Genomic DNA, 13,042 nt, shown 5'->3' on the forward strand with positions numbered 1-13,042 from the left:
GTCATGGCCAGCCTGACATCAGGCGGCGGTGACGCGCCAGATGATGTCGCCCACATCGTCGGCCAACAGAAGCGACTTTCCGTCGGCGCCGATGGCGACGCCCACGGGACGGCCAAAGGCGGTCTTTTCGTCATCCGACAGGAAGCCTGACAGGATGTCGCGCGGCGGGCCCGATGGCTTGCCGCCTGCGAACGGCACGAAGATCACCCGGTACCCGCTGAGGGTCGAGCGGTTCCAAGACCCATGCTGGCCGATGACCATTCCGTCGGGAAAGCCTGGCAGGGTGCCCGCGGGCATCCAGCACAGACCCAGGGAGGCGGTATGCCCGCCCAAGGCATAGTCCGGCGTGATGGCGCGGGCGACCAGCGCCGGATCCTGCGGCACGCGGTCGTCGACGGTCTGGCCCCAATAGCAGTAGGGCCAGCCATAGAACCCGCCCTCGCGCACGGATGTCAGGTAATCGGGCGGCGTCTCGTCGCCCAGGCCGTCGCGTTCGTTGACCACCGTCCACAGGGTGCCGGTCGACGGCTCCCACGCCATGCCGACCGCGTTTCGCAACCCCGAGGCGAAGATGCCGGCCTGTTCGGTCTCAAGGTCCAGACGCCAGATGGCGGCGCGGCCCTCCTCGGCTTCCATGCCCTGATCGCCGATGTTGCTCAGCGATCCGACGCCGGCATAGAGGCTGGTACCGTCGGGCGACACGATCAGGCTGCGCGTCCAGTGGCCGTTCGGTTTGAACGTGACCAGCCTGCGTCCCGCCGCGGTGATCGTCGTCTGCCCCTCCTGATAGGGAAAGGCCACGATCCCGTCCGTGTTGCCGACATAGAAGGTGTCGCCCACCAGCGCCATGCCAAAGGGCTGGTTCTGCCGCTCCAGGAAAACCTCGCGTATCTCGGCCACGCCGTCGCCGTCGGTGTCGCGCCATAGGGTGATGCGGTTCGCGCTGGTGCCGATGGCGCGGGCGCGGCGCATGGTGGCCTGGGCTGCGTGGTCCATCAGCGTCTTGGGCGGATTGGGCTGCTCCTTGGATTCGGCCACCAGCACGTCGCCGTTCGGCAGCACCTCGATCCAGCGGGGATGCTCCAGCCCCGAGGCGAAGGCGTTGACCGCCAGACCCGGCGCCGTGTCGGGGACATGGCCCGGCGCCCAGCCCTTGGCGGTGGGCATCTTCAGCGTCATGATTCCCTGGCGCTTGGCGTCGGGAATGGTCGGTGCGGTGCCGACCGCCTGAACCTTGGGCGCGCCGAACCGCCTGATTGCCACCATCGTGCCGCCCACGACCGCCGTCGCCCGTGCCAGAAAATCCATCATCCGCCCCCTTGCTGTCGAAGCCGCACCTTAGCGACCCCTGCCGGGGCGTCAAACGCTGATGGTGTCGCAACCCCGGCGGCGATGCCCTACCAGCCCGCGGCGCGCCGGGGTTCGACGGCTGCGGGACGCAGGGCCTGCTGAGGCGTGGTGCGGAACTGGCGCGCCTTGCTTGCCAGCTGATCGGTCTGTTCCTCCAGCGCGCGGGCGGCGGCGGTCGTCTCCTCGACCATGGCGGCGTTCTGCTGGGTGACCTTGTCCATCTGGTCGGCCCCCGCCGACAGCGCGCGCAGGCTTTGCGACTGTTCGCGCGCGCTGGAGGCGATCATGGTGATGATCGTGCGCACCGCCGACACCTCTTCGACGATCGTGACCAGCGATGCGCCCGAGCTGCGCACCAGGCCCGCCCCCTCGCGGACATGGACGGTCGAGGCGCCGATCAGGTCCTTGATCTGATGCGCGGCCTCGGCGGTCTTGTGGGCCAGGGCGCGGACCTCGTGGGCGACGACGGCAAAGCCACGCCCTGCCTCTCCGGCGCGCGCGGCCTCGATGCCCGCGTTCAACGCCAGCAGGTTGGTCTGGAACGCGATCTCGTCGATGACGGTGATGATGGTGCCGATCTGGCGGGTCGATTCCTCGATCTCGCCCACGGCACCCACGGCCTTCTGGACGATCTCTCCGCCGCCTTGGGCATTGCGCTGCGCGGTTTCGGCGCTGGTCTGGGCGGTGGACACGCCCTCGGCGGCCTGATCGACGCCGCGCGACACCTCGTTCAGGGCGGCCACGGTCTCCTCCAGGTTGGCGGCCTGCTGTTCGGTGCGGTGCGCCAGGTCATGGGCGGCGGCGCTGATCTCGGCCAGGCCGCCGCGGATGACGGCCACGCCGTCGACCACCAGCCCCAGGGCCTCGTCCAGCTGACCGAGCGAGGTGTTGAACTGATCCTTGACCGCATCGAACTCGGGCGCGACCGGGTCGGTGATGCGCACCGTCAGATCGCCCCGGCTGAGCCGGTCGAAGCCGATGCTGATCGCCCCCACGAAATGCTGCAGCTGGGCGGCGCGCAGGTTGGTCTGTTCGACCATCTCGGCCTGCCGCGCGTTCACGGCATCTGCGTCGCGCGCCAGGCGGTCGCGGTCGATGGTGGCGGCGCGGAACGTCTCGACCGCGCGGGCCATGGCGCCGATCTCGTCCCTGCGGGCGGCGCCGGGGACGGTGTCGTCGGTCTGGCCCTGGGCCAGGCGCCCCATCATCGCGGTCAGCGCCTTGATGGGCTTGCTGATGCTGCGCGACAGCGGGATGGCGCAGGCGATCAGCGCCAGAAGCAGCAGCCCCGACCACAGTCCGCTGCGTCGCATCTCGGCCATGAAATCGGCGGTGATGTCGTCCACGTAAAGACCCGCGCCGACCGTCCAGCCCCAGGGCGCGAACAGCGTGGAATAGGACAGCTTGGGCAGCGGATCGCCCCCCGACAGGCGCGCGACGAAATACTCGGTAAAGCCGCCCCCCTCGCGCGCGGTCACGATCATCTCGCGGATGTGCAGCTTGCCGTTGGCATCGGTGGCCTCCCAGGCATTCGTGCCCTCGCGTTCGGTATCGGGGTGCATGACCCGCAGACCCTGGGGGTCGTAGATGAAGACATAGTCGTCGTCGCCATAGCGGATGGCGCGGGCGGCCTCCTTGGCGCGGTGCTGGGCCTCGTCCAGGGTCATCGCGCCGGACTGGGCCTGGGCTGCGAAATGGGTCAGCATGCTGACCGTGCTTTCGACCTGGGTCGCGATCAGCTCCTTGCGGTCCTTCCACAGAAGGTGGTGCAGCGAGGACAGCTGCAGCGACATCGCAAGGATGCTGAGCGCGACCGCAACCCCGGTCAGCAGGGTCAGTTTACGTGAGATTCCAAAGGTCATGCAGTGGCCTTCCCGGTGTGATCCGACAAGACATAGCGGCGACACATGAACGGATCGTTGACGCCGGCAGGGAATTGCACGTCGTGCGAATTGCGCCGACAGTGGCGGCAGACCGACACGGGGGACCAGACGATGTGCAGACAGTGCAACTATACCATCCATGCGGCGCAGCATCATCTGGGCTGGGACAACGCGATCGCCCCGGTCCAGACCGTGGCGCCGGGATCGACGATCCGCTTTGCCTGCATGGATGCGTCGGGCGGGCAGCTGAACCTGTCCAGCACCGCGGACGACATCGCCACGCTGGATTTCGGGCGCATCAACCCGGTCAACGGGCCGATCCATGTCGACGGGGCCGAACCCGGCGACGCGCTGAAGATCACGCTGGTCGATTTCGCCCCGCAGGCGCAGGACGGGCAGGGCTGGGGCTGGACTGCGAACATTCCGGGGTTCGGTCTGCTGGCGGACCAGTTCCCCGACCCCGCCCTGACGCTTTGGCGCTATGATGCGGCGACGCTGGCGCCGGCGCTGTGGGGCAGTCACGGCCGGGTCGGGCTGAAGCCCTTTGCCGGGACCATCGGCGTAGCCCTGGCAGAGCCGGGTGCCCATTCCATCGTCCCTCCGCGGCGCACGGGCGGCAATCTGGACATCCGCGACCTGTCGCGCGGGGCCGAACTGTATCTGCCGGTCGAGGTGGCGGGCGCGCTGTTCTCGGTGGGCGACACCCATGCCGCGCAGGGCGACGGAGAGGTCTGCGGCACCGCCATCGAAAGCCCGATGGACGTCACGCTGACGCTGGACCTGGTCAAGGACGCGAACCTGGCGATGCCGCGGTTCACCACGCCAGGACCGGTGACGCCGCACCTGGACGCCAAGGGGTACGAGGTCACGACCGGCATCGGCCCCGACCTGATGACCGGCGCGCGGCAGGCGGTCGAACAGATGGTCGATCTGCTGTGCGCGCGCCACGGCATGCCCGCGGTCGAGGCCTACATGCTGGTGTCCACCTGCGGCGATCTGCGGATCTCGGAGATCGTCGACATGCCGAACTGGGTCGTGTCGTTCTATTTCCCGCGCTCGGTCTTCGAATGACCGACCTGCATCCCTGGGCCGCGGGGCTGGACAGCCTGTACGACCAGGTCTGGCTGCGGTTGCAACGCGGCGTGGCCGACCGCCATGCGCCCGCCCGCCACCCGGTGCTGGCCACCGTCACGCCGGGCGGCATGCCGCAGGCGCGCACGGTCGTGCTGCGCGGGGCCGACCCCGACGAAGCCGTGCTGGAGGTTCACACCGACCTTCTGTCCGCGAAGGTGGGCGATCTGCGCGTCAACCCGATGGCCGCACTGCATGTCTGGGACGCTGGCGCGCATCTGCAGACCCGGATCGAGGCGCGTGCCGCCATCCTGACGGGCGCGGCGGTCGCGCAGGACTGGGCGCGCGTGCCCGACCCGTCGCGACAGAGCTATGGCTCTCAGCCGCCGCCCGGCACGCCCATCGACGATGCGCTGGCCTATGCGAAACGCCCGGACGTCGCCTGTTTCGCGGTGCTGCGCCTGACGGTGATGGCCATCGACGCGGTGCATCTGGGCCCGCAGCACCGCCGCGCGCGATACATGCGCGAGACGGGCTGGCGCGGACAGTGGCTGGCGCCCTAGACCATCACGAAATGGCGATCCGCCACCTGACGCCAGTCGCGCTTGGGCGGTTCGAACCCCATCGGGCGGACGGGGCTTTGCAGCTCATCGACCTGCATGGCGCGGCGCAGGCCCCGGCGCGCGGGGTCCGGGACTGGCACGGCCGCGATCAGCTTCTTCGTGTAGGGATGCTGCGGGTCGGCAAAGATCGCCTCTCGCGGGCCGATCTCGACGATCTCGCCCAGATACATCACCGCGACGCGGTGGCTGACGCGTTCGACCACCGCCATGTCGTGGCTGATGAACAGATAGGCGATGCTCAGACGCTCCTGCAGGTCCATCAGCAGGTTGCAGACCTGCGCCTTGATCGACACGTCCAGCGCGGACACGCTTTCATCGGCCACGATCACCTTTGGGTTCAGGCCCAGCACGCGCGCAATCGCCACGCGCTGACGCTGCCCGCCGCTGAATTCATGCGGATAGCGGTCCAGCATGGACCCGTCCAGACCAACCTGGGCCAGCAGTTCGGCGGCGCGGTCGCGCGCCTCGGCCCGGCCGGCCAGCTTGTGCGCCAGGATCGGTTCGGCCACGGTCTGGCCCACCGTCATGCGCGGGTTCAGGCTGGAGAACGGATCCTGAAAGATCATCTGCCCCGACCGACGCATCCGGCGCAGATCGGCCGGGCCGGCCTTCAGCACATCGAACCCGTCCAGCGTCACCTGACCTGATTCCGGCTGGACCAGCCGCAGGATCGACCGCCCCGTCGTCGATTTCCCGCAGCCGGATTCGCCGACCAGCGACAGCGTCTCTCCCTGCCACAGATCAAAGCTCAGATCCTCGACCGCGTGGACCTTGCCCGTCGGGCGGCCCAGAAGGTCCGACCCCGCGGCAAAGCGCGTCACCAGGTTCCTGACCGACAGGACCGGGGTCGCGCTGCGGTCCACGGTGTCGACCACCGCGGGCTGCGCCGCGATCGCGCCGCTGGCCATGTCGACCTTGGGAAAGCGCAGCGGCCAGCGCTGGCCCGCCATCTGCCCAAGCCGCGGCACCGCAGCCAGCAGCGCGCGGGTATAGGGGTGGCCCGCATCCTGGAACAGGCCCGCGGTGGTGCCGGTCTCGACGTGATCGCCGCGGAACATGACCACGGTGCGGTCGGCGATCTCGGCGACCACGCCCATGTCATGGGTGATGAACAGGACGGCCATGCCCTGCTCCTCCTGGATCTCCTTGATCAGGTCCAGGATCTGGCCCTGGATGGTCACGTCCAGCGCCGTCGTCGGCTCATCGGCGATCAGCAGGCGCGGGCGCGCGGCCAGGGCCATCGCGATCATCACCCGCTGGCGCATGCCGCCGGAAAACTGATGCGGATAGTCCCTGATGCGCGCCGCCGCATTGGGGATGCGCACGCGGTCCATCAGGCGCAGCACCTCGGCCCCGACCTGGTCGCGGGGCACTTGGCCATGGCGGATCAGCAGTTCCGCGATCTGGTCGCCCACCGGAAAGACCGGGTTCAGCGAGGACATCGGTTCCTGAAAGATCATCGCGATGTCGTTGCCGCGGACCCGGCGCATCTCCGGCTCGGACAGGCGTGTCAGGTCGCGCCCGCCCAGGAGGACCTGTCCCGTGACGCGGGCGCGCTTGTCCAGAAGGCCCATGATCGCCAGCGATGTGACGCTCTTGCCCGATCCGCTTTCGCCGACGATGGCCACGGTCTCTCCGGGGGCCACGTCGAAGCTGATGTTGCGCACGACCTCCTTCATCCCGTCGTCGGTGGGGAAGGAGACGGACAGGCCGCGCAGGCTGAGGATGGGATCCGTCATCCTACCGCCCCGCCGCATAGGCCTGCATCAGCCGCGGCGTCGCGGCCGCGCGCAAAAGGCCCTGCGCATCGCGGCTGGCGGCGGTCAGGCGGCCGATGTCCCAGGGGCCGGTGACGGTCACGTCATGACCGCGACGGCGCAGCTCGTCGATGGTGGCCTGGCCCACGCGATCCTCAATCAGCATGCCGCCCGGTGCCGCGGTGCGCGGGTGGAATGAGGCCGGGAAATGCGTCGAATGGAACAGCGGCGCGTCGATGGCCGCCTGCAGGTTCGGCTCGAAATGGACATGGCGCAGGAAGAAGACCAGTTGCCACTGGTCCTGCTGATCGCCGCCGGGCGTGCCGAAGGACAGATGCGGCACCCCGTCGCGCAGCGCAAGCGACGGCGTCAGCGTGGTGCGCGGCCGCCGCCCCGGCGCCAGCGACGTGGGCAGGCCGGGCTGCAGCCAGAACATCTGCGCCCGGCTGTTCAGGCAGAAGCCCAGATCGGGGATGATCGGCGAGGATTGCAGCCAGCCGCCCGACGGCGTGGTCGAGACCATGTTCCCCCACCGGTCGATCACGTCGATATGCACGGTATCGCCGCGCTTTTCTGACAGATGCGCCATGGTCGGCTCATAGACCGCGCCCTTGCCCAGCCCGTCCAGCAGGGACAGGGTGCGGGCGCGCTGATCCTCATAGCCCGGCACGGTGCCGGGGCGCAGATCCAGCGACGCACGGTCCCCGATCAGGGCGCGGCGGTCGGCGGCATAGGCGTCCGACAGCAGCGCCTCCATCGGCACGTCGTGCATCGAGGGGTCGCCGTAATAGACCTCGCGGTCGGCATAGGACAGCTTCATCGTCTCGATGACGGTATGGACGAAATCGGGGCCGTTCGGGTCCATCGCGGCGATGTCGATGCCCTCCAGGATCTTCAGCCCCTGCAGCAGTACCGGCCCCTGACCCCAGGGCCCGGTCTTGGCGATGGACCAGCCGTGATAGTCGGCCCAGGTGGGCTCCTCCGTCGTGGCGGCATAGCCCGCCATGTCGCCGGCGCTGAGCACGCCGCGATGTTTCGCGCCGCTGCCGTCCATCACCTCGGTCGTGCGGCAGAAACGGTCGATCGCCTCGGCCACGAAGCCGCGATAGAAGGCGTCGCGAGCGGCCTGCACGCCCGCCTCGCGCGTGGGGGCGCCCTCGGAGGCTTCGACGATGCGGCTGTAAGTGTCTGCCAGCGCTTCGTTCTTGAACAGCGCGCCCGCCTGCGGAGCCTGCCCGCCGGGCAGCCAGGTCGCGTGCGACGTGGGCCATTCGGCGGCGAAGAAATCGGCCAGACCGGCGATGCTGTCGGCCACGCGGGGCAGCATCGGATGGCCGTGACGGGCATAGTGGATGGCGGGGGCCAGAACTTCGGCCACGCTCATCGTGCCATGCTCCTGCAGCATCAGCATCCAGCCGTCGAAGGCCCCGGGGATGACGGTGGACAGCAGCCCGTTGCCGGGGATCAGGTCGATCCCCTCGGCGCGGTAATGCTCGATGGTGGCACCGGCCGGGGCGGGGCCCTGGGCGCAGATCACCTGGGTCTTGCCGGTCTTGGCCGAATGGATGATCGCGGGCAGATCACCCGCAGGGCCGTTCAGATGCGGCTCGACGATCTGGAGGACAAAGCCCGTCGCCACGGCGGCGTCGAAGGCATTGCCGCCCTTTTCCAGGATTGCCATGCCCACGGCGGTCGCGATCCAATGGGTCGAGGTGACGACGCCGAAGGTGCCGGTGATCTCGGGGCGGGTGGTGAATTGGGTCATTGCGACTCCTTGAAAATCAGTGTTCGCGCGGGTCCAGCGCATCGCGCAGCCCGTCGCCGATCAGGTTGAAGCCGATGACGACCAGAAAGATCGCGGCCCCCGGCCACCAGGCCATCCAGGGCGCCTGCGTCAGGAAGTTCTTGGCCACGTTCAGCATCGACCCCCAGCTGGGCGCGGGGGCCTGCTGGCCCAGGCCGAGGAAGGACAGCGACGCCTCGGCGATGATGGCGGTGGCGATGGTCAGCGTGGCCTGCACGATGATCGGCGGCACGATGTTCGGCAGGATGTAGCGGCCCATGATCGCCATGTGACCCAGGCCGATGGCGCGGGCGCCCTCGACATAATCCTCGGTCTTGACGGACATGACCTGCGCGCGCGTCAGGCGAATGAAGATCGGCATGGCCGACAGGCCGATGGCGATCATGGCATTGGTCAGGCTGGGCCCCAGGAAGGCGGCCAGCGCGATCGCCATGATCAGGAAGGGCATCGCCAACAGCGCATCGGTGAAGCGAGAGATGATCGTGTCGGTCCAGCCGCCGAAATAGCCCGCGATCAGCCCGATGGGCACGCCGGTAACGACGGCGATCGCCACAGAGATCACCCCCGCCATCAGAGAGGCCTGCGCGCCCCAGATCATCCGGGACAGGATGTCGCGGCCGATCTCGTCCGAGCCCAGCCAGTATTCGGCCGAGGGCGGCAGCCGGATCGCGGTCCAGCTGGTGGCCAGCGGGTCGGCGATGGGCAGGATCGGCGCGGCCAAGGCCAGAAGGACGAAGAAGGCCACGATGATGCCGCCGACCAGGGCCGCGCGGTTGCGCCGGAACTTGCGCCAGAAGCGGCTTTTGGCGCGGGGGGCAGGCATGTCGATGGCGGTCATAGGGCGGCCCTCATCCGGGGGTTCAGCATCACGGACAGCACGTCCGCGACCAGGTTCATCAGCAGGAAACCGACGGCGGTGCACAGGACGACCCCCTGCACCACGGCATAGTCGCGGTTGAACACCGCATCGACGATCAGCTTGCCGAAACCGGGAATGGTAAAGATCTGTTCGGTCAGCACCGCGCCCGCCAGCAATTCGCCGAACAGCAGCGCGGTCAGCGTGATGACCGGCAAAAGCGCGTTCCTGAAGCTGTGCTTCAGCACCACCTGGCGACCGGTCAGGCCCTTGGCCCGCGCCGTGCGGATATAGTCCGCCGACAGCACGCCCAGCATGGATGACCGGGTGTGGCGCATCAGCGTCGCGGCCAGCCCCGTACCCAGCACGAAAGCCGGCATGATCATCGTCTGCAGCGAGCGGACCGGATCGACGAAGATCGATTCATATCCCGATGCCGGCAGCCAGCCCAGGTTCACCGATACCAGCAGGATCAGCATGATCCCCAGCCAGAAGTTCGGGATGGACAGACCCGACAACGCCACGAAATTGGCCAGCCAGTCGGTCACGCTGCCCTTGCGCACCGCCGCGATGATGCCTGCGGGAATGCCGATCAGCATCGCGAAGATCATCGACATGACCGCCAGCTGGATGGTCACCGGCAGCTTCTGCACGATCAGCTGCGACACGGGTTCCCCGGTCCGCAGCGAGGTGCCCAGATCGCCCGTCACCACGCCCCCCAGCCAGCGCAGGTACTGGACCGGCACGGGGTCGTCCAGGTGCAGCTGTTCGCGGATGCGGGCCAGGGTCTCGGGGTCGCGCTCCTCTCCGGCCATGGCCAGGACGGGATCGCCGGGCAGCAGCATCTGCAGCCCGAAGACCAGCATCGACACGATCAGCAGCGTCGGCAGGGCGACCATCAGCCGCTTGGCGATATAGATCAGCATGGGGGTCCTTTCACCATCGGTGCGGGGGCGCGGCGGGCGCGCCCCCGGTCATGGTCACTCGGCCAGGGTGACGTCCTGCAGGCGGATCATCCCGTCGGGCAGCGCCTTGAAGCCTTGGACCTTGTCGTCCAGCGCAAAGATGTAGGTCTGGTGGCCCAGATAGATCACCGGCAGGTCCTGGTTCAGGATCACGCCGGCCTCGTCGTACAGCGCCTTGCGGGCGGCGGGGTCGGTGACGGCGCGCGCCTCGTTCAGCAGGCGATCGACCTCGGGGTTGCAGTATTTTGGGTCGTTGATCCCGCCCTCGCAGGTGACGAACTGGTGCAGGTTGCCGTCCGGGTCGGGACGCCCCGACCAGTCCGACCGCGACAGCTGGAAGTTGCCCGCCGTCTGTTCCGACAGCAGCGTCGCGAATTCGGTCGCGCGCAGGGTGACGTCAAAGCCCGCCTCGGCCACCATCGCCTGGACGACCTGCATCATCTGGGTGACGACGGGGTTGTTGGCATGCTGGATCTCGACCGCGACGCGCTCCTGTCCGGCCTCGGCCAGCAGGGCCTTGGCGGCCTCGACGTCGCGGGCGGGAACGGGCAGATCCTGGTTGTACCATTGCGAGGTCGGCGGGAAGGGCTGGTTGCCCGCGCGCGCCGTGCCGTCGAACACGACCTGGTTCAGCGCCTCGCGGTCGATGGCCAGCGAGAAGGCCTGGCGGACGCGCGCGTCCTCTCCCATCGGGGTCAGGGCGCGGTCGCCGTTGCCGATGTTGGCATAGATCGCCATGTAGCCCAGGCCCACGACCTCCTGCAGGCTCAGCCCGTCGGTCTGGTTGACGGTGCCCACGTCGGTGGCGGCGATCCGTTCGACCATGTCCAGCTCTCCGGACTGCAGGTTGGCCAGGCGCACGGTGGTGTCGGGAATCGGGCGATAGGTGACGCGTTCGATCTTGATGCGGTCCGCGTCATAGTAATCCGCGAACTTCTCCAGCACGATGCGGTCCTGCTGGATGCGTTCGACGAACTTGAACGGACCCGAACAGACCGGGTTCTGGCCGAAATCGGCGCCTGCCGCCTCGGCCGCGGTCGGAGAGATCATCATCCCCGCCCGGTCCGACAGCTGCGCGATCAGCGACGCGTCCGGCGCGGTCAGCGTGAAGGTCACCTGCAGCGGTCCCGTCGCCTCGACCGAGGCGACCGAGGACAGCTCGGACTTGCGCCGCGATTCCGGCAGGGTCATCGACCGGGTGATGTTGGCCACCACCGCATCGGCATCGAAGGCGGTGCCGTCGTGGAACACCACGTCGTCGCGCAGGTTCATGACCAGCTGCAGCCCGTCGTCGGAATAGGTCCAGTCCGTCGCCAGCATCGGGATGATCTGCGCGTCGGCGTCCAAGTCGACCAGCTTGTCGCACAGGCCCGCATAGACGATGCGGCCGACGAAGGTGCGCGACTGGTCGGGGTCCAGGATGTCCGCGTCGTCGCCCAGGCCGATGCGCATCTCCTGTGCGGCGGCGGGCAGGGCGGTCAGCAGCGCGGCAAGCGCGGTGGCGGTCAGCAGATGGCGGGTCATGGGATGTCCTTCCTGAAGGGGATCAAGCATGGGCCGGTTGGTCCGGCCTTCCGGTATCGGTTGCGGGCAGGTCGGCCGATCCAAGGCGGATCAGCTTTTCCTGAAGCATCAACAGATGCAGGCGCATCTGTTCGGCGGCCGCCTGCGGGTCGCGGGCGGCGATGGCGTCGACGATGGCGCGGTGCTGGGCCACGGGCAGCGCGTGACCGGCCAGGCCACCCCGCGCGCGTTCGCGCACCGCCTGCCAAGCGGGGTCCTGGCGGATTCGGTTGACCACGTCGAACAGCGAGAGGAACAGCGCGTTGCCGGCGGCCTCGGCGATCTGGCGGTGCAGGGTGCCGTCCCACAGCTCTCCCTCGTCGGCGTCGACGCATTGCGCGATGCGGTCCGACAATTCGTGCATGCGGGCGATCTGGACCGGCTTGGCGCGCAGGGCGGCAAGGGCCGCCAGCTGCGGCTCCAGGCGCAGGCGCACCTCCATGATCTCGAAAAAATCGGTTGCGGGGGCGGCGCTGTCGATCTGACCACCGACGAAGGTTCCTGCGCCCTGGCGGCGGGTGATGCGGCCCTCGGCCTCCAGCACCTCCAGCGCGCGGCGGATCGCGCGGCGGCCGATGCCCATCTGCTCGGACAGCTGCCGTTCGGTCGGCAGGCGGGTGCCGTTCGGATGACCCGGATCGTCCACCCAAGCGCGCAGCTGTTCCAGCGCATAGGCAGAGGTCATGTTTCCCTGACCCCTAGCGGGACCGTCATCGGCAAAGGGAAGATCAGGCATGTCCATGAAGCGAACCAATCCGTTATTGGTTCATGCTGTCACAAATCTGCCGTCACGCAAGCGCGATGACGCGTGATCGACTGTGATTCAGCGGTTGCGCAGCGGATACTGGTTCTCGCGCCCTTGTTCGGTGGGTCAGAAATGCGAACCATTACAGTGCAATGGTTTGCCCGTGCCCCAACAATGACGTCGACTGCCCGAAGTTTAAGCGTTCCGTTAAAATGCAACTTTATGACAAGGCGAATCCGCCGACCTGCCTGTCTGGAAGGTCTGACGTCCGGGAATCAGGTGCTATGGGCCTCTCCCCATGGATAGAGCGTGGCGTCGTTACGACTTGTCCCCGCGCGGTCACGTTAACCAAGACGTTGACCCTGAATATTCGGCATGCAGACGTCATGTGCTGGACGATCCCGCGCGTTCGCGTGGATGAATAT

The 13,042-nt window shown here is 68.0% G+C and carries 10 protein-coding genes; 2 read left to right on the top strand and 8 right to left on the bottom strand.

What is annotated here, in order from left to right; genetic code table 11:
- Positions 1-18: 18 nt before the first annotated feature.
- The gene (locus SY26_RS05630; protein WP_046000259.1) at positions 19-1,308 is read right to left on the bottom strand and encodes a sorbosone dehydrogenase family protein; all 1,290 of its coding nucleotides are present in this window, start codon (positions 1,306-1,308) and stop codon (positions 19-21) included.
- An 89-nt stretch (positions 1,309-1,397) separates the two neighbouring features.
- Positions 1,398-3,212, bottom strand: a complete 1,815-nt coding sequence (locus SY26_RS05635; RefSeq protein WP_045999730.1) for a methyl-accepting chemotaxis protein — start codon at positions 3,210-3,212, stop codon at positions 1,398-1,400.
- Positions 3,213-3,344: 132 nt separating this feature from the next.
- On the opposite strand from SY26_RS05635, the gene SY26_RS05640 reads away from it, so the two are divergent.
- Complete coding sequence (locus SY26_RS05640) at positions 3,345-4,304, top strand: acetamidase/formamidase family protein (RefSeq protein WP_046000260.1); 960 nt, start codon at positions 3,345-3,347, stop codon at positions 4,302-4,304.
- A complete protein-coding gene (locus SY26_RS05645) occupies positions 4,301-4,867 on the top strand; it encodes a pyridoxamine 5'-phosphate oxidase family protein (RefSeq protein ID WP_045999731.1) in 567 nt (188 codons plus the stop codon). Before SY26_RS05640 ends, SY26_RS05645 begins: the two co-directional genes overlap by 4 nt.
- Here SY26_RS05645 and SY26_RS05650 read toward each other — a convergent pair.
- Genes SY26_RS05650 through SY26_RS05675 form a run of 6 tightly spaced genes read right to left on the bottom strand, consistent with a single transcriptional unit; the run spans position 4,864 to position 12,557 of the window.
- A complete protein-coding gene (locus SY26_RS05650) occupies positions 4,864-6,666 on the bottom strand; it encodes an ABC transporter ATP-binding protein (protein ID WP_045999732.1) in 1,803 nt (600 codons plus the stop codon). The genes SY26_RS05645 and SY26_RS05650 overlap by 4 nt on opposite strands.
- Position 6,667: 1 nt before the next feature.
- Positions 6,668-8,449, bottom strand: a complete 1,782-nt coding sequence (locus tag SY26_RS05655) for a gamma-glutamyltransferase family protein (RefSeq protein ID WP_045999733.1) — start codon at positions 8,447-8,449, stop codon at positions 6,668-6,670.
- A gap of 16 nt (positions 8,450-8,465) precedes the next feature.
- Complete coding sequence (locus tag SY26_RS05660) at positions 8,466-9,326, bottom strand: ABC transporter permease (RefSeq protein ID WP_045999734.1); 861 nt, start codon at positions 9,324-9,326, stop codon at positions 8,466-8,468.
- Positions 9,323-10,270 carry an ABC transporter permease gene (locus tag SY26_RS05665; RefSeq protein ID WP_045999735.1) on the bottom strand — a complete coding sequence of 316 codons (948 nt, stop codon included), beginning with the start codon at positions 10,268-10,270 and terminating at the stop codon, positions 9,323-9,325. Before SY26_RS05665 ends, SY26_RS05660 begins: the two co-directional genes overlap by 4 nt.
- Positions 10,271-10,324: 54 nt before the next feature.
- Entirely contained in the window at positions 10,325-11,833 is a 1,509-nt protein-coding gene (locus SY26_RS05670) for an ABC transporter substrate-binding protein (protein WP_045999736.1), read from the bottom strand.
- A 22-nt stretch (positions 11,834-11,855) separates the two neighbouring features.
- On the bottom strand, positions 11,856-12,557 hold the full coding sequence (locus SY26_RS05675) for a FadR/GntR family transcriptional regulator (RefSeq protein WP_198143093.1): 702 nt from the start codon (positions 12,555-12,557) through the stop codon (positions 11,856-11,858).
- Between the last annotated feature and the right edge of the window lie 485 nt (positions 12,558-13,042).

It is taken from the genome of Paracoccus sp. 228 (assembly GCF_000967825.1).
In the GTDB taxonomy this organism is placed as follows: Bacteria; Pseudomonadota; Alphaproteobacteria; order Rhodobacterales; family Rhodobacteraceae; genus Paracoccus; species Paracoccus marcusii.